We start from the raw sequence: 20,523 nt of genomic DNA, 5'->3' as shown, positions 1-20,523 counted from the left end.
TCCAGAGAATCGATGATGATAAGTATATACCATCAATCAACCCAACAACAAGTGAGGACCTATGGCGCAACCGACTTCTTTACCAGAATGGAATCTATCAAGCCTGTACCAATCCATGGAAGATCCACAAATAGAAGCTGATCTAAATCAAACCCGCACCCTCATTGAAACCTTCACAACTGCCTATCGTGGCAAAGTTTCATCTTTATCATCCAGCTCTCTCCTGACGTGCCTTGAAGCTTATCAAGATATTGTCGCTCTCATTCGAAAACTATCCTGCTACGGAACACTTATTTACCGCCAAGGCATGACAGACAGCCAAAGGTCAGGACTCAATCAAAAAATTCAAGAAACCATCACCGACATCAGTCAAGAGATGGTTTTCTTTTCTTTGGAAATCAATCAAATCGAAGATGACACCCTGGCAGGAATGTTTGAACAAGAAGCAAAGCTTAAAGCGCTTAAGCCATGGTTTGACGATTTACGGTCATTCCGGCCTTACCAACTTTCAGAACAACAAGAGCGCTTGCTTCATCTTCTCAATCCCTTCGCCAATGAAAATTGGGAACGTTTGCATAACGAATCCCTTGCAACCTTAACGTTCACTTATCTTGATCGCACAGATGTCACCATTTCAGAAGTGATGCATGATTTTAGCGCGCCTGAACGGGAAACCCGACAAGCAGCCAATCAGGCTTTTTCTAGGGAAATTAAAAAAATTCTTCCTGTTAATTGCCTAGCCCTTAACACCATTGTTAAGCAAAAAGCCGTCATCGATGAAATGCGAGGCTTTAACAAACCCATTCAATCTCGCAATCTGGCCAACTTAGTTGAGGATGACGTGGTTGATGCGTTGATCAACACTGTTCAAAAAAACTATCAAAATTTATCCCATCGATATTATCAACTCAAAGCCAAGATTCTTGGATATCAGCAAATGCCCTATTGGGAACGCTCGGCGCCTCTGAAGTTTGGTGCTGAGAAAACCTACAGTTGGGAGGAAGCATGCCAGCTTGTTTGGACAGCGTATGATTCCTTCTCACCAGAGCTTTCAACGATTGTTCAAAAATTCTATGACAATAAGTGGATTGATGCGGCCCTCAGACCAGGAAAAGATAACGGCGCCTTTTCCATGCAAACAGTGCCTGGTTCAAACCCATTTATATTGGTTAATTTCAAAGGATCTGTCCGGGATGTCGCAACACTTGCCCATGAGCTTGGTCATGGCGTCCATCAATATCTCTCTGAATCCCAAGGCATTCTTTTGATGGACACACCGCTTACGGTTGCTGAAACCGCTTCCGTTTTTGGTGAAATGCTTACCTTTAAGTCCATGTATCAATCATCAACGGATGCCAATATGAAAAAATCATTACTGGCAAGCAAAATCGAAGACATGCTCAATACAGTCATTCGTCAAATTGCCTTTTGTGACTTTGAGAAACGTGTGCACGATTTACGTAAAAAGCAAGAACTTGCCCCCACTGACTTTGCAGAAATTTGGCACCACGTCCAAAAAGACTCTCTGGGTGATGCTGTTCAAACGGATGATCCAGAATACAGCCCCTACTGGAGCTATGTTTCACACTTCTATCACACCCCGTTTTATGTCTATGCCTACTCCTTTGGGGATTGTCTCGTCAATGCTCTTTACGCTTGTTACGAGCAAGGTCACCCTAACTTTAAAGAGAAATATCTAGACCTTCTCAAAGCGGGCGGATCGAAGAGATATGATGAGCTATTAGCCCCGTTCAACCTAAATCCTAAAGATCCAACTTTCTGGCAATTAGGGTTAGATTTGGTTGGTAAATTGATTGATCAGTTTGAGGATCTTGTTCAAAAAGATGGATGAATCCAACTCGTTTCACAAACGTCTGAATCGATATCTAAATGTAGGCCTCTCTGCTTCTGGTCTTGCTGGCCAGTATGCCTGGGGGAAAGCCTTTAAAGGGTCAACGCATGATCAAGCATTTGCAGAAGCCCTCTACCAATTTTTCGGGCAACTACGGGGGCCCATAGTTAAGATCGCCCAATTGGTTGCAATGATCCCCGACCTTCTGCCGCCAGAATACACTGAAAAATTACTAAAGCTTCAGTCACAAGCCCCGCCAATGAATAAGCTTTTTGTGCGCCGGCGTATGCGTCAAGAATTAGGGTTAAATTGGCAAGACAGCTTTCTTTCTTTCGATGAAACTGCTGTCTCTGCCGCTTCTCTGGGACAAGTCCATAAAGCCACGCACCTCAATGGGCAAGAGTTGGCTTGTAAACTACAATATCCAGATATGGCCGCCATTGTTGGCGCAGACCTTGAACAACTCAAACTCTTTTTCTCATTGTATCAAAAGTGGAATCCTGGGCTAGATCACAGCAACATCTTTCAGGAAATTAAAGATCACTTACTCGAAGAATTAGACTATCAAAAAGAAGCCAAAAACCTCTCTCTTTTCAAAACGTTTTTCAGTCAAGATTCCGCCGTTCAGATCCCGTCTGTGCACAGCGTGCTATCAACAAGTAAACTTCTGACCATGGACTGGCGTTCAGGTAGATCTCTGAAAAATCTATCAGAAAAAGAAGATTTGAATCAGATTGCCAAAAACTTGTTTCATGCGTGGTATACCCCCTTCTACAAAGCCGGAATATTGCACGGTGACCCTCACATGGGTAATTATCAGGTGGATAAGCAAGGTGCTATTATTCTCTATGATTTTGGCTGTGTTCGTGTTTTTGAACCATCCTTTATTACCAGTAGCATCCTGCTGTATCGTGCTTTGATGACGGAAAATAAAGAAATGGAGTGCGAAGCATATAGAGAGTGAGGGTTTGAAAACTTAAACCAAGAGATCATAGACGCACTTCATCTATGGTCATCTTATCTTTATGGCCCCCTTCTAGAAGATCGTGTTCGGCCTATTGAAGAAAGTTACAGCAGCCTCAAAGGGCAAAAGATTGCAAAAGAAGTTGCCCGTCGCCTGCAAAGCCATGGTGGTGTCAAACCGCCAAAAACATTTGTTTTTATGGATCGAGCAGCCATTGGACTTGGATCTGTTTTTATGCATCTCAAAGCCCATCTGAACTGGCACCAACTCTTTGAAAGCATTATCGATTCGGCAACCCAAAGCTCGATTGCGCGCCAACAAAAGACTCTAGGTATTGGTGTCAAAGGGTCTACTCTTTAGATTCTGCTTTCAAAAGCCGCGCTGTGGAATCCCTCTTTTTGATCAGCAATAAAAAGAAAGCATTTCATCAAATGCAGCGCCGCTTCTTCAGTCGGAAACTTTGTTTTCAACACATTGATCAGAAACAATTTATCAATCTGGTTCATTTGTGCTGCTTCGACGCTGAAAAAGGCTAAAAGTAAATCGTCTTTATTAATGCAATCGATAAAGTTAGCAAGGCTCAATCCCTCAACTTTCGCCTCATAAAGAAATTCAGCTATTTTCATGGGTTTTTGAGAGGCGGTGCTATCAAGAACAATTTTGCACAATTTCAAAAGGGTGCATTCATGAGAACAGGCTAAATTAACGGGTGATACGTGAATGTTACTTCGATCGAGTTTTTCGGGGAAATAGTTCAATAATTGAATTTTAACATCGTTCAGAGTCAACTCGTAGGTGTTTTTTGGGGTTATTCTTTTTTCTTTTTTTGAGGTCATGATGAAGGTATCTAATTGAACGACTTTAGCCACGTTGCTACTCCTTGAATTCGTTTTCATGACCATTGATATAAGTATAAAAAATGTATTTTCAAGGTCTAGTTGAAAAAAAGGCGGAACACATCACAAGATGAGATCTGGAAGTTGCCCAACAAGCAGTCTATTTTACAGGTTTGTCTCGGAAGCGGGCACGCCTCAATCCTTCAAGCCAGGATGAGCGAGCAGCCAAGGCCGCTTTGAATCTAGCTTCATCGTCTTTGAGTGTAGAAGCCTCACGGATATCAGCGATGCCGCGGTCATGGGCTCTTTCAAAACGCTCTTGCGCCATAAACCCCGATGTTTCTTGGTTTAGATAATAGAGTGCTTTGGTATAATGCACATCCACTTTCAGAAGTCTTTTTAATTTTTCCTCACACGCCGGACCTGGAAACTGACACGCTTTTTGGACATCTTGATCCATTACAAGACTGTTTAAACACACAGAAGATTCTGCTGAGAGGGCTGTCGTATCAGCGTTTTTAATGCCCCAGCCATCGAAAGATGAGCATAAAATCAACCCTGTTAAAAATCTAAGCAGCACTCTCATTACTGAACGTTATGAACAACATTGGTGACCACACCCCAAATAACAAAATTCATATCTTTGGTAATTTCAATGCCAGCATAGCCAGAGTTCTCAGGCATCAGGAAAATCGTTTGGTTGTTGGTGCACAGTCTTTTAACAGTCAATTCACCGTTGATTGCCGCAACAATAATATTGCCATTCACAGCCCGAAGAGATGAGTCAACAATCAGCAAGTCTTCTGGGTGAATATTGGCGTCACGCATGGAATCACCACTAACGCGCACAATAAAAGTTTTACTTGGGTTTTTAACAAGGTGTTTGTTTAGATCAAGTGTGCCTTCGGTAAAATCCTCTGAAATAGACGGTGATCCGGCATATACCGGTGAAGAATAAAGAACCAGAGGATAGTCCGTAACAGAATCAACTTTATAAACCTTTGCAACACTCGGCTCGGATGATTTTTGAGGAAAATTAATAATCATTTGTAAATCGCTCCTTATGGATTTAATCTACCCTAACTGACACAAAACTTTCAACAATGTGTTTTTGAAAATTACCTATATTTTCAATCATTTGTGTCAGTTAAGAAAATAAGTTTCAGGAGAGAAAAATGATCTTAATTTTATCAGGCGGCGTTCATAAAGATTCAATGAACAAAAAACTTGCTCAGCATGTTGAAAAGATTTGCCACCAACTGAATGCCCCAGCTGAATTTATCGATATCTCTGCTTATGATCTTCCGTTGCTTGATCCGTCAAATAAAAGCGCTCAAAAACCCCCAAAAAACCTTTTAGAATTAAGAGAAAAGTTTGAACGCGCAAATGGGTTTTATATATCAACACCTGAGTATAATGGTGGGATCACCCCCATTCTCTCAAATCTCCTCAATTCCGTTTTTAACTTTGTTTACTTTCCCAAAAATACCATGGCGCCCATCATTAACAAACCGGCCCTGGTAGGGTCTGCGTCACCCTCTATTTATGGCGCGCTGCAAGCCTGCATGACGTTAAAGTCTCAGCTTTCCCACATGGGCGCTATTATTTGCCCTCATGCTGTGTCGTTGAGCAAGGCGAATGATATGTTTGATAATGAAGGTAACTTGTCAAATGCAGAAGCGGAAAAGCGCCTAATGCAAGGGGTTAATGTTTTGTTAAAACTATCAAACATGGTCTTTTGATCAAAACGCAAAGAGATCTTTTACTGTTCTTTTTTTCGGAGCACAGTTTTATAACTGCCTAAAAGAATGGCAAGGTTAGCCTTAAATATAGCGCTCTAGGTGGCAGTTGAAACTTCTACGCAAATGGGGGCGCATCCCTTAATCAATCCACAAACGATTGGCTGCGTTAATTTAAGCCAGCCTCTTGGCTTTTATCCCATAGCCTAAAAGTCCACCTACTTGAGCATCCCAAAGCTTGTTATATAATTTTCCATTTTTCAGCAGCTCATCGTGAGAACCATCTTCAACAATCTTACCTTTATCAAAAACCAGAATTCGGTCCATGTGAAGTAAAGTTGATAATCGGTGAGCAATAATAAGTGTTGTTTTATTTTGTATTAATTCCAAAAGGCTATCTTGAATTAAAGCTTCGGTCACTGAATCCAATTGTGAAGTTGCTTCATCAAGGATAAGTATGGGTGCATTTTTAAGTATTGCTCTTGCTATTGCGATACGTTGACGTTGTCCCCCAGAAACTTTCACACCACGCTCACCAGCCAGCATCTTATAACCTTGGGGTAGCCTTGTAATAAACTCATGTGCATGCGCTTTTTTTGAAGCCTCTATGACCTCTTCATCAGTTGCATCAATCCGACCATACCGAATATTATCCATGAGACTTCTGTGAAAAAGACTTGGGTCTTGCGGGATCATCGCAATATTTTCATGCAAGGAATCTTGGCTAACGTCACGGATATCCTGCCCATCAATGAGAATCGCACCATCCGTCACATCAAAAACGCGTAATACCAAGTTGACGAAAGTAGTTTTGCCACTACCAGAATAGCCAACAAGTCCTACTTTTTGACCAGGGTTAATATCAACGGATTTATTTTCGAAAAGGGGATGAGTGCCTTTATAGTGAAACTTAACCTTGGCAAAAGAAATTTGGCCTTTATGACAGTGAAGCTGTTTTGCATTGGGTTTGTCTTGAACTTCTAGAGGCGTCATTAGGGAAAACAAACTTTGCTTGCACTTTCCAACTGCTTTATTAAATTCATCGACCTCTGACATTGTAAACCACATCATATGGCCTGTTTCCATCGTCAGACCAAAGATTAACGCAAAATCACCAACAGTTACTAAGTTTTGACTATACAGAAGTGCCAAAAAATAAGCAGAAAACGCCATCATTATGGCGATCAGCCCTCCCAGAATGGAGTGCATAATAAAAGCATAAAAATAAGTATTATGATACGTTTGCCGCTGGATATCTAAAAAGGGTATCATTCTTAAGTTTTCATAAGCTCTTTTAGAAAAAATCCTGATATTACTTTGGTTTGATACTGTATCAATTAATTCACCAACAACCACGGATTCTGCCGCAGCGGTTGCATCAGATAGAGCGACAAATTTTTTTGACATTAGAATGCTTGCGCTTGCAAAAAACATGAACCACGTAACTAATATCAGACAAAATATTGGATTCACAAAGTAGGCCGTTGCAAATGCTGTCAGGAGAAGGGATATTCCTCTCAAAAAATTAGAGGCAATAGAGGTAATGATCCGCTCGCTACCATCTGCTAAATTAGTAATCTGTTTTGATATTTTTCCTGATAAATTATCTTGAAAAAACTGATGTGATTGTCCAAGAACATAATCCATTGTCTTGCTTATCATTCGAGTGATGATTATAGGAACAAACTTGCCGCGAATATAAGTAATGGCTCGCCAGGTACAAACATCAAATATTATAAAGTTTAGAACAATAAGGCTAGCAGGCAGCAAGAGAACTGATATATCTTTATTTTGAATTTGCGGCAGAAGATTAATAATATTTTTAATTAAGATGCTATTAAAGGGGCCCCAAAATCCAGCCATAACAGCGAGTAAGACAAAAAAAGTTACTGTAGGTTTAAACCTGCGCAGGAAGTGCCATAGGAATGGAAAAAGTGTTTTTGGTAATTTCTGCATATTAGGCCCCTTCCTATTTTAGGCTACCATTTAAACTCTCCTGGATAAATGTTAATTTTCTTTAAAAAACCAGTTAACTTCATGATTCTGGAAGTTTTTTAGGGTGTGTCTTTAGGTAAATTAAGGGCGCAAGTTTTATCTTAAAAAAAGATGTATAAAGCAGCTAAGAAATCAAAACATAAAAAATCTTTTCATAAAATACCTCTGCCTATATATCCAAATGCTAAAGAGCCCCGCCAGACCAGTCAATGAATCTTTTGGGGCTCTTTAGTAACGATAGGATAGAGTTTTAATTCAAAAAGACTTACCACTCCTCATCATCGCTCGAATCGCTTGTCGAAAGCTCCTCTTCTACTCCTTCAGCTGCTGGCCCATCCCCTTTTTTAGGTCCAAAAACAACATCAGATCCTTGATAGAATCCTTCTTGCTCAGCAAACGCCAATAAGCTGAAACCTTTATCATCTGGGTGCGCTGAAGAAGAAGCTGCAGTGCCACCCTCTACTTCTGCCGCAGCTTCTTCACGCGCTGCGGCTCTCTCTGCGCGGGCCTGATTTTCTTGATGGGATCTTATTTGATCATAAAAAGGACGCAACATTCTTAGAACAATAACATCCCCCATGTACGTTGAAAAAACCACCTGACGGGGAGTTCGTTCTTTTTCACTACTTTGATACAAGATCTTTAATAGCTTAAGTGTTTTGTCAAACTTTGGCGCTTCAAGTTGAAGAAGCCGATGGCGTGTTTCAGGCTCAAAAACAGCTTCTCTATCAGCCTTAGCTATTGCCTCAAACTCTGGAGTAAGTTCTTTATGCCGCTTCACAAAATCTCCAGCAATAAGCGCAGCATACTTAGGGAGTTTTTTGGCCTTCGTGCGCATAAGATCTTGTATGTTTTTAGGCGCCGCTTGCTCAACAAAATCCCACAATGATGAATAAATTTCTTGGTAGAATTTTCGATCTGTCTCTATATAGTTTGGCAAAGCATGACAAATCCGGGGCACCGCACCAACGCTACGTTTTGCAACATCCCCTTGTTCAGTTAAATAATACTCTTTTGAAAGAAACAATAAATCTAAAAAACCATAGACTGAAAGACTAGTATTTTCTTCTTGTGCACCACGACAGCTATGAATCAACTCTTGATAAACTCGACAGTCATGATCAATGCCATTCAAAAGCAATTCTTTTGTGAAAAACCAATTCTTTTTAAGTTCCTTGTATAAAACCTGCTTCTTTTTGTCATCAAGCTCAATGAGATCACCAACAGCACCTAGGATACCATTTAAGTTTTCCTCAGACCGGTCTTCTTGATATTTGCCCGTGTAACGCTTGATAGATATTTTGGCCCTAAACCTATCGTTCAATTTTTTATTAATTTCACCTAATTGGCGATGTATAGCGTCCCGATCACCAAATTCTTGTGGCCACTCCGGCGGCAATGATGAAACCATAAATGGAGTGCAAAGAAGGGCGGCAAAAATAAGACGGGTGATCATTTTCTCTCTCATATAATTTACATGTAGATATAGGGCTTATATTTATAAATTCAATTATAAAATAATTTTTTATTTGCTTGCCCAAAAATCTTTTTCATTATTAAAAGAGCCCGCATAGACATCACCCGTGATTCAAGATATCATAAACTTCTTATTTAAATGGATGGTTAGGATGACACGTAAAATTGGTTTGGTTGGTGCTGGTAATATTGGGGGAACGATTGCTCTCTTGGCAGCTCAAAAAAAGTTAGGCGATGTTGTTCTGATTGATATTGCGCCTGGAATGCCCCAAGGAAAAGCTTTGGATCTCTGTCAGATGGGTGCTGCAGAAGGTTTTGAGCCCGTCATCACAGGTTCCAATAATATGGCTGATCTGCATGGCTGTGACGTTGTAATCATCACAGCCGGCCTCCCCCGCCAACCAGGAATGAGCCGCGATGATTTGCTCAAGACCAACGCTGACATTATTGGTAAAATCGCTGCAGAAGTTAAACAACACTGTCCCCAGGCGTTTGTAATTGTTGTAACCAATCCTTTGGATGCCATGGTTTGGCATTTTCAACAAATCAGTGGCCTCCCCGCTCATCAAGTTGTTGGGATGGCAGGCATCCTTGACAGTTCTCGTTTCAGACTATTCCTGGCACAAGAGTTGGCGACGTCCATCGAAAATGTCTCTGCCACTGTTTTGGGCGGTCATGGGGATACCATGGTTCCCCTCCTACGACACTCTTTTGTCGGGGGCATCACTTTAGAAAACTTGGTTGCAGAAGGCCGTCTTTCAAAAAGGAGGCTTGATGAAATCGTTGAGCGTACCCGTAAGGGAGGCGGTGAAATTGTTGAACTGTTAAAAAAAGGATCAGCCTTTTATGCGCCTGCAGCCTCAGCCATCCAAATGGCAGAATCTTATTTGCTTGATCTCAAGCGCCAGCTTCCGTGTGCTGCTCACTTGACGGGTCAGTATGGCATCAATGATTTATACGTCGGCGTGCCTATTATCATTGGCGCCCGTGGGGTTGAAAAAATCATTGAATATTCCCTCAATCAAGAAGAACAAACTATGCTTAATCAGTCCCCCCAAGCGGTGCGCGATCTGGTTCAAACACTCACCAATTTATGCGCGTGAGGGACAATGAATATTCATGAATACCAAGCCAAAGAACTTCTCAACACCTATAACGTTCCTGTTTTAAAAAATGGCATCGTTGATGATTTAGGTCAGGTTGAAACCATCGCCCAAGAATTGGGTGGCCCCGTGTGGGTGGTGAAAGCCCAAATCCATGCCGGTGGTCGCGGTCAAGGCTGTGGCGTAAAAGTAGTACGCTCACTTGAAGACGTTAAAGAACAGGCCCGAAACATCTTGGGCATGACCCTGGTCACTCACCAAACCGGTCCGGATGGACAGCTTGTTCGCACCCTTATGATTGAGCAAGGATGTGATATTGACCGCGAACTCTATTTCAGTATGTTGGTTGATCGCGACTGTCAGTGTATTACCCTCATTGTCTCTTCTGAAGGGGGCATGGACATTGAGGAAGTTGCCAAAAAAACACCGGAAAAAGTTGTTAAAATTGCCATTGATCCCCTCACCGGCCCCAAAGGATTTCATGTTTTAAAATGTGCTGCTGTTTTGGGTATTTCTAAAGAAGGCCACAAAGCACTCCAAGAGTTCATTACGAATTGCTATCGATTGTTTGTTGAAAAAGATGCCAGCCTTCTTGAAATCAATCCCCTGGTTATTGACAAGCAAGGCAACCTTGTTGCTCTTGATGCTAAAATGAGCTTTGATGATAATGCTCTTTATCGCCATCCTGACATCATGAAATATCGCGATCTGACAGAAGAAGATCCAGCAGAAGTTAAAGCCAGTGAATTCGGCCTCAGTTATGTCAAATTAGACGGCAACATTGGATGTATGGTGAACGGCGCCGGACTGGCGATGGCCACCATGGATATCATCAAATATCATGGTGGATCACCGGCAAATTTTTTAGATGTCGGCGGCGGGGCAACGTTTGATGTTGTCAATGAAGCTTTCAAAATTATTTTGGCGGATACAGATGTTGAAGGGGTGTTGGTCAATATTTTTGGGGGGATCATGAAATGCGATATCATCGCAGAAGCCATTGTTGCCGTTGGCTCAAAAATTAACTTAACGGTTCCTGTGGTCGTACGCCTAGAAGGCACCAATGTCGAACAAGGTAAAAAAATTCTGAACGATTCTTCTTTGCCTCTTCTTACTGCACATTCACTCGACGAAGCGGCTCAAAAAATTGTTCATGCCGTTCAAAAAGGAGGGCAATAATGGCTGTTTTAGTTAATAAAAACACCCGCCTGATCTGTCAAGGATTCACCGGCAAACATGGCACGTTTCATTCCGAACAGGCGCTTGCCTACGGCACCAATCTTGTTGGCGGTGTTACACCTGGCAAAGGGGGGCAAAAACATTTAGATCGGCCCGTCTTTGATACCGTTAAACAAGCCGTCCATGCAACCGGCGCCAATGCCACCATGATCTATGTTCCGGCCCCCTATGCAGCTGATGCGATTTTAGAAGCGCTGGATGCTGAAATCGGGTTGATTGTCTGTATCACCGAGGGGATTCCAGTTCTAGATATGGTACACGTTAAGCGCGCCATGCGTGGCTCTTGCTCAAAATTAATTGGCCCTAACTTGCCCTGGCATTATCACCCCTGGCCAATGCAAAATCGGCATCATGCCGTGATATATCCACCAACCGGGTAAAGTGGGGATTATTTCACGCTCGGGCACACTCACCTATGAAGCAGTTGCCCAAACAACCAGAGTTGGCCTTGGACAGTCCACCTGTATTGGGATTGGTGGTGACCCCGTCAATGGTCTTTCATTTAAAGATTGCCTCCAACTTTTCTATGATGATGATCAAACAGAGGCCATCGTTATGATCGGTGAAATTGGGGGAGATGCGGAAGAACAAGCCGCTGAGTACGTTAAGGCGCGCAAGTTCTCAAAGCCAGTTGGCTTTATAGCCGGTGTCACAGCCCCTCCAGGTCGGCGCATGGGTCACGCTGGTGCCATCGTTTCAGGGGGAGCTGGCAAAGCAGAGGATAAAATCGCCGCCTTTAAATCAGCCGGCATTCATGTAGCACCGACACCTGCAAGCATTGGAAAAACAGTCATGGAGTTTATGAAATGATAAAAAAACTAGGTATTATAATCATCAGCGTATTTTTAGCCCTATCAGCTCTTTATATTTTTTATGATCCATTTTATATGTTTGTCCTCAAAAAATCTGCCCAAGTTCTAGGGCCAGTACAAAATGATTTTCTTTCTAAAAAAAACGCCATGAAGCTTAGGCAAGAAAATTTTAAGCTCCTCACTGAAGGAGTGGGGAAAAGACCCCTCCACACGCCAATATACTTAAAAGATGATCAAACTCTGGAAGAGATTATCTTCAATGTTGATCACCTTAATTTAAGAGTTTATGATCAAAGGGAACCGGGTTACAAAGTTAAGATCTCTCTGCCAAGAAACCATGGGAATCTACACCTATATGCCCAGCTATCACCAGATCAAGGATCGCCTCAATTACTGACAGTTCAAAACTTACGTCATTCTTTTTTTAGTAAATTTAATGCTGATAAGGTTTACATAGAGTTGCACGTCAATGATAAGACTAAAATCAAAATCAACTCTAATCAGCTTAAAGCAGATTTTAGTAAATATAAATCTGCTTTGAAAAATATTTTTATAAAATCCTATTTAACAGATGTTTGGTGGACTCACTCACATCAAAATCACTTTAATCCCAAAAATCTGTCACAAAAAGAGGTTCTTGAAGAATTAAAACATTTCAGCACACCTTCCTTTTCGCAATTCAATTCTTCTATCTCTGCAATGGTCATTGGATCGCCAGTTGACTGGTAAAAAGTGGATTAAAAGGATTTAAGCAGCACAGAAAAGTCTCTCAAAAAAAAGCTAGAGACTTGCTCCAAATAGAAGTGTGCCAACCAACATCAGCATACACACATGCCACTTCTTTGCCCCTGTGTAAAAAGTGGTTAAAAGAATGGGCACAAACAACGTATAGATCGAAAACTTATACGCCAAGATCATCAGCTCAATGATACCATCTAGGTGAATAGACAAAATCATTGCGCTCATCCCTACCGCCAACGTAATTGCCCGAGCCAGCCAAACACGATCTTCAGGTCCCTTCAAGAAGAAAAAGAGATCATAGTTAATGTTTGAGCTAATCGAACACACCAGCGAGTCCATCGTTGACAGAATCGCCATCAAAATAGCCAGGGCAAAAAAAGCATTAAACGTCGGCGTGCCAACCATCAGCATATAAGTCATTAAAATACTCTGATTGTGGTCATTTTGCGAGAGTGTCTGCTGGGCCATAAGGCCCAAAATAACGGGAATGAGGGATAAAAAAAGCAACAAAAACCCTGCACTCATTGTCGCTCTGGAAACGATTTTCGGGTTGGTTGCAGCAAAACACCGCTGACTCATATCCTGACCAATAATCACAAACAACATGGGCATCAGCAGCCAATCTGTCCAAGGTATATTTGAATTCTGAACCTCAGAAGAAGCATTCATACATAGTGACAGATCTGCCTTAAAATCAAGAAAAAACAAAGAGCTCACAAGAACAACTGCGATGAAAATTCCTTGCAGAACATCTGTCCGCACCACCGCTGATAGCCCGCCCATAACTGTGTACAAAATCCCGGTACACGCAAACACCATAAACCAAAGCTCTGATTCCAGGCCAAGCGTGATAAAGAACTTACGCGCTGAAATACCAATGGCCACCAGTATCAGGAACAGTGAAACAATAGAAATAATGCCGCTGATGATCCTTAGAACTGGGGATTGATAATACTTTGTAAACAGCTCTGGTAATGTGTGAACATCAAGCTGACGAAACCGTGCACCAATACCCAAGGATAAAAAAATCAGCCCCAGCGATAGGCCCAAAGCATACAAAAAAGCGTGGAAGCCATGCTGATAAGCTGCCTGGGCCGCCCCAATAAGGGCTCCACCTCCCAGTTGGGTGGCCAAAAAGGAAAGCGTCAAACCGAAAAATTTCAAGTTTCGACCCGATAAATAGAAGTCTTGATTGGTTGAGAGTTGATTTTTTTTACTCCGGCCAATCCATAAGCTCAGACCCAACATCAACGTAAAAGAAATAATAAAAACAGTTGTATTCATAGTAAAAACCCAGCCCTAACCTAATTGATCTCTAGACAAATTAAAACTTAATTCTTGGAGGCAGCCCCCTATTCAGCAATATACCGAAATCTTAAAACAAATTCTGTACCGCTCTTAACCTTGGAAGAACATATAATACTTCCCTTCATATACTCCATGGCACCTTTGCAAAAAGAAAGGCCAATCCCTGTACCATGAGCTTTTGTGGAGTAGAGAGGATCAAATATTTTTGTCAGTTTATCAGCAGCAATACCAGCACCATTGTCCCGTATCGTTAAAAGAACCTCTTGGTAAAATAGATCCGCCTTAATAGTCACTGTTATTTTTTGGTGTTCCGGCGCCATATCACCCATCGCTTCAATGGCATTTTTGATCAGATTGGTGATGACGGCTCTAACCAAATCGGCATTCGCCAAAACAGTGGGGGCAGAACCTTTTGTTTCCTCTAGGCTAATCATTTTCTGCTGCCCCGCGCTGAAAGGATAGTCTTGGGCACTCTCCAGAACGCATGCCTTTAAATTGATTTTCTCTAAAGGTGCCTTAAACATCGTATCTTTTGCTGTCATCAGAGAAAGACGGGTAAAGTTTGAAATGCGTTGAACGGCCTTCAGCGTCACAGCCAGATGGCGATCTATAGAATGGTTTTTTTTCTCATCCATTTCTTTTTGGATAGCCCCCGTTGACAGACTGATCAGGGCAAGCGGCGTGTTAATTTCATGGGCGATGTTTTTTGAAACTAAGTAAAGCTGCCTGATTCTGCTTTCAATAAACCGTCTCATCAGACACCCAAAAATAGCAACGCAAAGTAAAACTGTACCAATATTAATTAAGAGTTTTTGAAACACACCCAGGGAATCAAAGCGCCCAAAAATCCAAAGTCCTAAAACAAAAACACCCATGAAAAACATCTGATCTTTCAGCGGAGTCATTAATAAAGCAATGGAAGTCAGCATCATTGGGATCAGCAAAGCTCCTTCCTGAGGATTGGAAAAATATAGAATCCACGGAATAAAAACGCCAGCAAAGTAATATAAGATATTAGCCGTATGCATGAAGAAATATTTTTCCCGTGTTTGAAAAACGGTGATGAGCATATAAGTCAAAGAAATAACTGTTGTCACAAAGCGCAGACCGTTCATGGATGTGGTGGTGTCCAAAAATATAAAAAACCCTAAAAAGTTAAGAAAAAAAGATAAAATACCATAGGCTTGGATCACTTCACTGCTGTTTGAAAGAGGAAAAATCTGACTGTCTAAATCCTTGTAAAAGAAACGCCGGGTTCCATGCCAAAGCAATGCTATTTTTTTAAAAATTTCAGCGCGTTTGAAACAATAAATATTTTGGGTTATTTTTTGAAAAAGCACCTGTTTATAAAACAGGAAGAAACTTACACAGAGTGCAAAAATGGTTGCTGGTAAAGAAACGTGAAAAGTCAATTTAATGACATAAAAAACCGTCAACGTGATCAATCCATTTTTAATAAATGCCTTTCTCTCCGTTTTAACCCCGAAAATCGTCACATAAATGGGAATCAAAGTTAAGGGCAACCACAGCTCTTGTGAAAAGATAAAATCATCAAAAATATTTTTAAACTGGGTTGAGATAAAAAGACCCAACAGACCAATAAATGCCCCAGAAAATTTGGCCAGCACCACCTCATTCACCTTCACATCCTTTTTCATAAGCGGCTTATAGAGGTCCTCAACAACCAAAATAGAGCCGGTATTGATGAAGGAATCAATGGTTGACATGATCACTGCAAACATGCCCGCAACAGCAAAACCTTTCAAGCCAACAGGCAGAATTGTCTCGATTAAACTCAAAGAAGCTTGGCTGGGATTATTAGAATAATGAATCACAAAAGCAGCACCCCCTTACGATGGCAATAATAAAAGAAGTTGGCACTTCAATCAGCGCAGATAACTTCAGCGAATCGGACAGCTTTTTCAGATCCCGGCTCAACAGCAAGCGATGCACCATAACTGGACTAAAATTACCAATGGAGGCAAGCACAAAGAGAAGGCTTAGATTTAAAACATCAGAATGATCAAATCCTTCTTTGGTAATAAAACTTTTCTGAACAACAATTTCGAGTCCTCCAGCCGCATCCAAAGCATACACGGCAATGAGCGGGATAAAGAAAATGATAATCAAAAATTGTACAAGATCGGTTAAGGCAACGGCTCTAATGCCACCCATGGTGGTATATGTGATGGTAAAAAGGGCGATAAAAACCAAGGAGATTTGGCTTTCTATGTTAAAGAAATATTGAATCACAACGCTCAAAGCCACCATTTGGGTTGCAACGATTCCGGTACAATTAAGGACGGCCAACGCGCTCCCAATCACACGCCCTTCTTTCCCAAAATTTTGTTGAAGAATGCTTCCGACTGTTAGGGCTTTATCAAACTTACCCATTTTGGGACAAACTTTTTCAGCGAGAAAAAAGCGAAACACCGCATACCCTAGCGATGGGATTGCAGCAATCATACCAACAGAATAGATTTTTTCAGTCCAGCCCAATATGGCGTTGCCACCCGTAAAAGACGCAAAGATAGTTGCAACAATCATGGTAACGCTAAAGTCTTGGCTAGAAACAGCGTAATCCTTTAAATTTTTAGTCCGCCAACCAAACCAAAGACTGATAGCAAGGGTCAGCACGAAATAAGAAATCAGAACAAACGTATCTAAAAAAGCCATGGCACCTATTATTTTAACTCACAATATATCATAAAATATTAAGATAGTTCTAGTTGAAACCTTTATCTTTAATGTATAGTTAAGTAAAGGATTCAACAAAGGACTGTGATGATTTACTTTCCAACAACAGTGGTTTTAATTGATGATGACACAACATTTTTAGAAGAGGTCGGGCACAAATTATTACCTCTCAATATCACACTAAAATCTTTTAACACCTGCGATGCTGCTCTTGATTTTTTGAATCTGTACTTAGCTCAGCTTCCCGCCACCGAAATCTATCCCCCCTTGAACGAAGACGCGTTCCAGGAGTGGCTCACAAACTTTCTAAAGAAGAATCCTGAAGTTATCTCCTGTGTTATTGCCGATGAGCAAATTCACAACCAGAGCGGATCCGCCCTTCTCAACAACATACCAGCTGATATATCTAAAGTTTTACTCACAGGAACAGTGGAAAGCAGCGCTGGGATTAATGCGCTCAATCAAAAAGAAATTGGGAAATTCATCGAAAAAGATAATACGCATCACATGCTTAATTTAGAAAATCTTGTTCAAGATGAGGTTGATCGCTTTTTCCTCTCACATTTTCGCCTGGGATCAACTCCCAAAGAAGCCCAAGATCTTTTAAAACTGTGCAACCAACACGCTATCACTCAACTCATCCCTCTTGATTTCACCGGGGCTTACAAGGCAACAACCAAAGAAGGCGCCACAAAACGTTTATTCGCCCCAGCGCCAAAACATCTGCAGCTGCAACATAACTTTCTAAAATCAAGGAAATATTCCCTCGAGCTCTGTCAAAGAAGAATTCTCGTAGGGGATTCTTTCGTTTGTATGCCGGCAGGTGATTTGATTGATTTGAAAACGCATGATCCAGCCGCCCTTCCTCTAAAAAAACTTCATAAAGGTAACGCATTCACCACCCTCACCGGATATGTTTTTGGCGCATAACCTATTAAAAATTGTCGCAGGCATAGCGTCAAATAAAGTGTCTGAACGAAAGGAAAGCGCGCCTTAAGGCAGAAAGAGCCGCCCCCTGCACAACCCCCACAAATTCTTAGGTATCAGACGACTGCTGTTTTTCAACAGTATGCAAGGCAAACCCCTCGTCAAACTGTCCTTTATGGTATTTGACACAATAGTCATAAATTATTTGCAGCTGATCAAAAAATCCCGTGTCTAGCGCCTCTTTTTTTCTTTTTTCGATCAAAAAGACGGTTATGCTCATCAACAGATTGGTGCGTTCAACCTGTGCCATTGTCAGCTCACCCTCAATCACAAAAGAAGATTTCCCCGTGACCAGCGCATCAATACTCATGTTCATGGCGCGGGCTAATTTGACAAGAGTTTCAGCCGTTGGGTTCGTTGAATTTTGATAGAGGATATTGCGCAGCGTTCCTGGCTTGAGCTGCGCTGCTTTTTCTAAGCGCGTTGCTGAGAGATTATTTTCTTTTAAATGGTTTTGAATGTGATGACAAATAATATCGATCATAGAACTTATGATAATACATATTTTAAAAAAACAATATATGTTATATTGAAAAATATAAAATTGTCTATATATAAACAGAAAAAGATACTATTATGAATTTAAGCACGATCCATCAAAACCTCTACAGATTTCCAGGATCTGACATGGTTAAAGATTCAATGATTCCACACACCTACACCGAAGTTCAAGAAAAACTATTGAGTCTTGTTGCATCGTGCACCCAAGACACAGCACAGGAATTTTCTCAAAAACTCGATAGGATGATTGAATCTGAAAATTTATCTGAATCAGCTATCCGTCAAGAGCTGCTGTCAAATCCCCTTCTTCTCAATTGGCTTTCTCACCTCAGATAGACATAACTGGTTATTAAACGCTATCAGGCGTTCAGGATGGTCTTGATTTCTTGCCAGACTTCGTCATTTTTTTGCATATTCTTGAATACTAAAGCAACGCCAGAAAACCCAACCTTTCCTATCAAAAAGATCTTTCATTCCTTGATGTCTTTTGAAGTACCCTGTAACAGGCATCAGCGGTTTCCTTTATTGCCAGGCAAGCAAAAATCCGAATCGATCCGCACATGGGTTAGTCTCTCAACAAACCATTCTCACCATACTCTTGCGCTTCTGTAAGGGTGTTTGGAATAGGGTGGTATTTAGCCAATTCGGCTTCGATAATAGGCATTTTATCATCTAATTTGTATTTTTGACACACCTGCACCAATGCTTCCAGAGCAGCGACCATAAAGATATCCCGCAATAAATCATAGTTATTCTGATCGGCCCATTCAAGAATGTGCATATCGAGTTCGATATCTGCGCCTAAATCGCCATATTTTTTATTGGGTTTTCTGAAATCTACTTTTAAATTATTTTTAATGCCGTATTGGTAAACAATTAAAACACTTAAAAAAGGTGCTTGCGCCCAAACATCATTACTGCTCAACAGATGATCAAGGATAGGATCAATTTCATCCCAGGATTTTCCACTGTTTTTTAAGCTTCCAAAAACAAGCGCAACACCAATTATACCAATGCGTCGATCAAACGGATCAGTCATTCCTTGACGGCGTTTTAAATAGTCTTTCACAGGCATCAGCGATTTCCTTTGTTGCCAGGTAGAGTTTTATCACCATACATCTTACGATACCGGTCAATCAATTGCGTTTCATAAGTCCGGGCTTCGGCCTTGGTGGTAAAAGTCTGGCGAACTTGGGTTTCATGTCTCACTCCGGTTTCTCGCCAAAGTTTTTCTGCCTGGGCTTTTGCTCTTTTCGAGAGGCCATGGCGATTGAGCCCTTGCATGCTTTCACCAACCTTATGGGTTTGACCTGTTGCGGTATCGCGAATGGTATAGACATGCGTATCACCGACATACGCCTTTGAATTACCATGCATCGCACTTGTTTGATTGATATCATACAACTTGGTTTTTTGTAAGGGTCTGGACTGCAGAGGTGTTTGCAGGGGCCCAGCCAGTTTGGCGCCGCCAATCATGCAGGCACCACCAACCATAGCCCCAGCAGTATTGCGAGCATAGCGCGGTTCAACGCCGGGGCTTTCACTCAAGAGGCCAGAGGGGCGCCGTCAACCGCTTGATCCACCGCCCAGCCCGTTGCTCCGGTGTGATTGGCAGTGACAAAGCTAACCGATGCAGCACAAGCTGTTCCGCCTGTGGCGCCAGCAACATAAGGATTGCATGTTGCGGTAAGCAAACCAGCTTCTCCTACAAGTTGCAAACCATAGGCTGCATAAGAAGCGCCTTGTTCCAGCCCTGCCATTATCTCTGGATATTCCTGGCTGTATAATTGGTATTGATCTTTCCAAGATTTGATGAGTTCTCCCGTGGCATTAATACCTTGGGCAAATATGCCGCGTCGAAGCTTAGAAACATGAGTTTCTTCTAATCCTTGAGCTTCTAGTTCATCTTCTCCTGCTAACAACTCTTTCTCTCTTTCCAACTCATCCTTTCCTAGGACTTCTAATTTTTTCTCTCTTTCCAACTCACCCTTTCTTAGGGCTTCTAACTTTTCCTCTCTTTCCAACTCATCCTTTCTTAGGGCTTCTAGTTCCTTTTTTTCGTAAGAGTCGAGCGAGATAAAAGTTATATTAATGGTGGTTGTATTTGTTTGTGTAAATGACGTTGATTGATAATAATGATTGGCGCCAGAAACATCTTGAATAATTAATGGCATATCTCCTTCCATAATAGAGTCCGCCACAGACCGATACCAGTTTTCTGGACCTTGCTCGTTAAAGCTTACATGATAACGACCTCGATCAAGCTTTAAGTC

General features: G+C 41.5%; 20 protein-coding genes and 1 pseudogene. 9 read left to right on the top strand and 12 right to left on the bottom strand.

The window, feature by feature from the left end:
- Positions 1 to 61 precede the first annotated feature (61 nt).
- On the top strand, positions 62 to 1,852 hold the full coding sequence (locus tag C0582_00955; GenBank protein ID PLX30109.1) for an oligoendopeptidase F: 1,791 nt from the start codon (positions 62 to 64) through the stop codon (positions 1,850 to 1,852).
- Complete coding sequence (locus tag C0582_00950) at positions 1,845 to 2,816, top strand: ABC transporter ATP-binding protein (protein PLX30108.1); 972 nt, start codon at positions 1,845 to 1,847, stop codon at positions 2,814 to 2,816. The genes C0582_00955 and C0582_00950 overlap by 8 nt, the downstream gene beginning before the upstream one ends.
- Before the next feature lie 356 nt (positions 2,817 to 3,172).
- Here C0582_00950 and C0582_00945 read toward each other — a convergent pair whose 3' ends face one another.
- The 3 genes from C0582_00945 to C0582_00935 all read right to left on the bottom strand — a co-directional run bounded on the left by C0582_00945 (position 3,173) and on the right by C0582_00935 (position 4,699).
- Positions 3,173 to 3,685, bottom strand: a complete 513-nt coding sequence (locus C0582_00945) for a hypothetical protein (protein PLX30107.1) — start codon at positions 3,683 to 3,685, stop codon at positions 3,173 to 3,175.
- A 127-nt stretch (positions 3,686 to 3,812) separates the two neighbouring features.
- Positions 3,813 to 4,238, bottom strand: coding sequence for a hypothetical protein (locus C0582_00940; GenBank protein ID PLX30106.1), 426 nt, complete (start codon positions 4,236 to 4,238; stop codon positions 3,813 to 3,815).
- Positions 4,238 to 4,699, bottom strand: coding sequence for a peptidase S24 (locus C0582_00935; GenBank protein PLX30105.1), 462 nt, complete (start codon positions 4,697 to 4,699; stop codon positions 4,238 to 4,240). Before C0582_00935 ends, C0582_00940 begins: the two co-directional genes overlap by 1 nt.
- A 128-nt stretch (positions 4,700 to 4,827) precedes the next feature.
- On the opposite strand from C0582_00935, the gene C0582_00930 reads away from it, so the two are divergent.
- Positions 4,828 to 5,394: a hypothetical protein gene (locus tag C0582_00930; protein PLX30104.1), complete on the top strand. Its 567-nt coding sequence runs from the start codon at positions 4,828 to 4,830 to the stop codon at positions 5,392 to 5,394.
- A gap of 171 nt (positions 5,395 to 5,565) precedes the next feature.
- Here the strand turns inward: C0582_00930 and C0582_00925 are convergent, their stop codons facing one another.
- A complete protein-coding gene (locus tag C0582_00925) occupies positions 5,566 to 7,347 on the bottom strand; it encodes an ABC transporter ATP-binding protein (GenBank protein ID PLX30103.1) in 1,782 nt (593 codons plus the stop codon).
- 304 nt (positions 7,348 to 7,651) lie between these two features.
- Entirely contained in the window at positions 7,652 to 8,854 is a 1,203-nt protein-coding gene (locus C0582_00920; protein ID PLX30102.1) for a hypothetical protein, read from the bottom strand.
- A 160-nt stretch (positions 8,855 to 9,014) separates the two neighbouring features.
- Between C0582_00920 and mdh the strand changes: the two genes are divergently transcribed.
- From mdh to C0582_00900, 4 genes and pseudogenes are all read left to right on the top strand, one after another.
- Complete coding sequence (gene mdh, locus C0582_00915) at positions 9,015 to 9,965, top strand: malate dehydrogenase (GenBank protein PLX30281.1); 951 nt, start codon at positions 9,015 to 9,017, stop codon at positions 9,963 to 9,965.
- Between the two features lie 6 nt (positions 9,966 to 9,971).
- On the top strand, positions 9,972 to 11,144 hold the full coding sequence (locus C0582_00910) for an ADP-forming succinate--CoA ligase subunit beta (GenBank protein ID PLX30101.1): 1,173 nt from the start codon (positions 9,972 to 9,974) through the stop codon (positions 11,142 to 11,144).
- Positions 11,144 to 12,014: pseudogene (locus C0582_00905) on the top strand (succinate--CoA ligase subunit alpha). The gene C0582_00910 and the pseudogene C0582_00905 overlap by 1 nt, the downstream one beginning before the upstream one ends.
- Positions 12,011 to 12,745 carry a hypothetical protein gene (locus C0582_00900; protein PLX30100.1) on the top strand — a complete coding sequence of 245 codons (735 nt, stop codon included), beginning with the start codon at positions 12,011 to 12,013 and terminating at the stop codon, positions 12,743 to 12,745. Before C0582_00905 ends, C0582_00900 begins: the two are co-directional and overlap by 4 nt.
- A 51-nt stretch (positions 12,746 to 12,796) precedes the next feature.
- Here C0582_00900 and C0582_00895 read toward each other — a convergent pair whose 3' ends face one another.
- The 3 genes from C0582_00895 to C0582_00885 all read right to left on the bottom strand — a co-directional run bounded on the left by C0582_00895 (position 12,797) and on the right by C0582_00885 (position 16,741).
- On the bottom strand, positions 12,797 to 14,041 hold the full coding sequence (locus C0582_00895; protein PLX30099.1) for a hypothetical protein: 1,245 nt from the start codon (positions 14,039 to 14,041) through the stop codon (positions 12,797 to 12,799).
- A gap of 68 nt (positions 14,042 to 14,109) precedes the next feature.
- Positions 14,110 to 15,900 carry a hypothetical protein gene (locus C0582_00890; protein PLX30098.1) on the bottom strand — a complete coding sequence of 597 codons (1,791 nt, stop codon included), beginning with the start codon at positions 15,898 to 15,900 and terminating at the stop codon, positions 14,110 to 14,112.
- Positions 15,884 to 16,741: a hypothetical protein gene (locus tag C0582_00885; GenBank protein ID PLX30097.1), complete on the bottom strand. Its 858-nt coding sequence runs from the start codon at positions 16,739 to 16,741 to the stop codon at positions 15,884 to 15,886. Before C0582_00885 ends, C0582_00890 begins: the two co-directional genes overlap by 17 nt.
- A gap of 108 nt (positions 16,742 to 16,849) precedes the next feature.
- On the opposite strand from C0582_00885, the gene C0582_00880 reads away from it, so the two are divergent.
- Positions 16,850 to 17,692 carry a hypothetical protein gene (locus tag C0582_00880; protein PLX30096.1) on the top strand — a complete coding sequence of 281 codons (843 nt, stop codon included), beginning with the start codon at positions 16,850 to 16,852 and terminating at the stop codon, positions 17,690 to 17,692.
- Between the two features lie 106 nt (positions 17,693 to 17,798).
- On the opposite strand, the gene C0582_00875 is transcribed toward C0582_00880, so the two are convergent.
- Entirely contained in the window at positions 17,799 to 18,233 is a 435-nt protein-coding gene (locus C0582_00875; GenBank protein ID PLX30095.1) for a hypothetical protein, read from the bottom strand.
- 92 nt (positions 18,234 to 18,325) lie between these two features.
- Here C0582_00875 and C0582_00870 point away from each other — a divergent pair, with 92 nt between their 5' ends.
- Positions 18,326 to 18,586: a hypothetical protein gene (locus tag C0582_00870; GenBank protein PLX30094.1), complete on the top strand. Its 261-nt coding sequence runs from the start codon at positions 18,326 to 18,328 to the stop codon at positions 18,584 to 18,586.
- 229 nt (positions 18,587 to 18,815) lie between these two features.
- On the opposite strand, the gene C0582_00865 is transcribed toward C0582_00870, so the two are convergent.
- The 3 genes from C0582_00865 to C0582_00855 form a co-directional block, all read right to left on the bottom strand.
- Complete coding sequence (locus tag C0582_00865; GenBank protein ID PLX30093.1) at positions 18,816 to 19,325, bottom strand: hypothetical protein; 510 nt, start codon at positions 19,323 to 19,325, stop codon at positions 18,816 to 18,818.
- The gene (locus tag C0582_00860) at positions 19,325 to 19,798 is read right to left on the bottom strand and encodes a hypothetical protein (protein PLX30092.1); all 474 of its coding nucleotides are present in this window, start codon (positions 19,796 to 19,798) and stop codon (positions 19,325 to 19,327) included. The genes C0582_00865 and C0582_00860 overlap by 1 nt, the downstream gene beginning before the upstream one ends.
- On the bottom strand, positions 19,795 to 20,523 hold a 729-nt coding region (locus tag C0582_00855), incomplete at its 5' end, for a hypothetical protein (GenBank protein PLX30091.1). The genes C0582_00860 and C0582_00855, both read right to left, overlap by 4 nt.

Source organism: Alphaproteobacteria bacterium (genome assembly GCA_002869105.1).
Classification (GTDB): Bacteria; Pseudomonadota; Alphaproteobacteria; order UBA7879; family UBA7879; genus UBA7879.
Note: the sequence above shows the minus strand (reverse complement) of the source record. Positions and strands in the feature narration are given on the sequence as shown.

What these genes read in the sequence shown, in the direction of transcription:
- C0582_00895 (PLX30099.1), bottom strand. Translation starts at nt 14,041, where the DNA reads ATGAATACAACTGTTTTTATTATTTCTTTTACGTTGATGTTGGGTCTG.
- C0582_00930 (PLX30104.1), top strand. Translation starts at nt 4,828, where the DNA reads ATGATCTTAATTTTATCAGGCGGCGTTCATAAAGATTCAATGAACAAA.
- C0582_00920 (PLX30102.1), bottom strand. Translation starts at nt 8,854, where the DNA reads ATGAGAGAGAAAATGATCACCCGTCTTATTTTTGCCGCCCTTCTTTGC.
- C0582_00875 (PLX30095.1), bottom strand. Translation starts at nt 18,233, where the DNA reads ATGATCGATATTATTTGTCATCACATTCAAAACCATTTAAAAGAAAAT.
- C0582_00955 (PLX30109.1), top strand. Translation starts at nt 62, where the DNA reads ATGGCGCAACCGACTTCTTTACCAGAATGGAATCTATCAAGCCTGTAC.
- C0582_00900 (PLX30100.1), top strand. Translation starts at nt 12,011, where the DNA reads ATGATAAAAAAACTAGGTATTATAATCATCAGCGTATTTTTAGCCCTA.
- C0582_00880 (PLX30096.1), top strand. Translation starts at nt 16,850, where the DNA reads ATGATTTACTTTCCAACAACAGTGGTTTTAATTGATGATGACACAACA.
- C0582_00925 (PLX30103.1), bottom strand. Translation starts at nt 7,347, where the DNA reads ATGCAGAAATTACCAAAAACACTTTTTCCATTCCTATGGCACTTCCTG.
- C0582_00940 (PLX30106.1), bottom strand. Translation starts at nt 4,238, where the DNA reads ATGAGAGTGCTGCTTAGATTTTTAACAGGGTTGATTTTATGCTCATCT.
- C0582_00935 (PLX30105.1), bottom strand. Translation starts at nt 4,699, where the DNA reads ATGATTATTAATTTTCCTCAAAAATCATCCGAGCCGAGTGTTGCAAAG.
- C0582_00885 (PLX30097.1), bottom strand. Translation starts at nt 16,741, where the DNA reads ATGGCTTTTTTAGATACGTTTGTTCTGATTTCTTATTTCGTGCTGACC.
- mdh (PLX30281.1), top strand. Translation starts at nt 9,015, where the DNA reads ATGACACGTAAAATTGGTTTGGTTGGTGCTGGTAATATTGGGGGAACG.
- C0582_00950 (PLX30108.1), top strand. Translation starts at nt 1,845, where the DNA reads ATGGATGAATCCAACTCGTTTCACAAACGTCTGAATCGATATCTAAAT.
- C0582_00870 (PLX30094.1), top strand. Translation starts at nt 18,326, where the DNA reads ATGAATTTAAGCACGATCCATCAAAACCTCTACAGATTTCCAGGATCT.
- C0582_00910 (PLX30101.1), top strand. Translation starts at nt 9,972, where the DNA reads ATGAATATTCATGAATACCAAGCCAAAGAACTTCTCAACACCTATAAC.
- C0582_00865 (PLX30093.1), bottom strand. Translation starts at nt 19,325, where the DNA reads ATGCCTGTGAAAGACTATTTAAAACGCCGTCAAGGAATGACTGATCCG.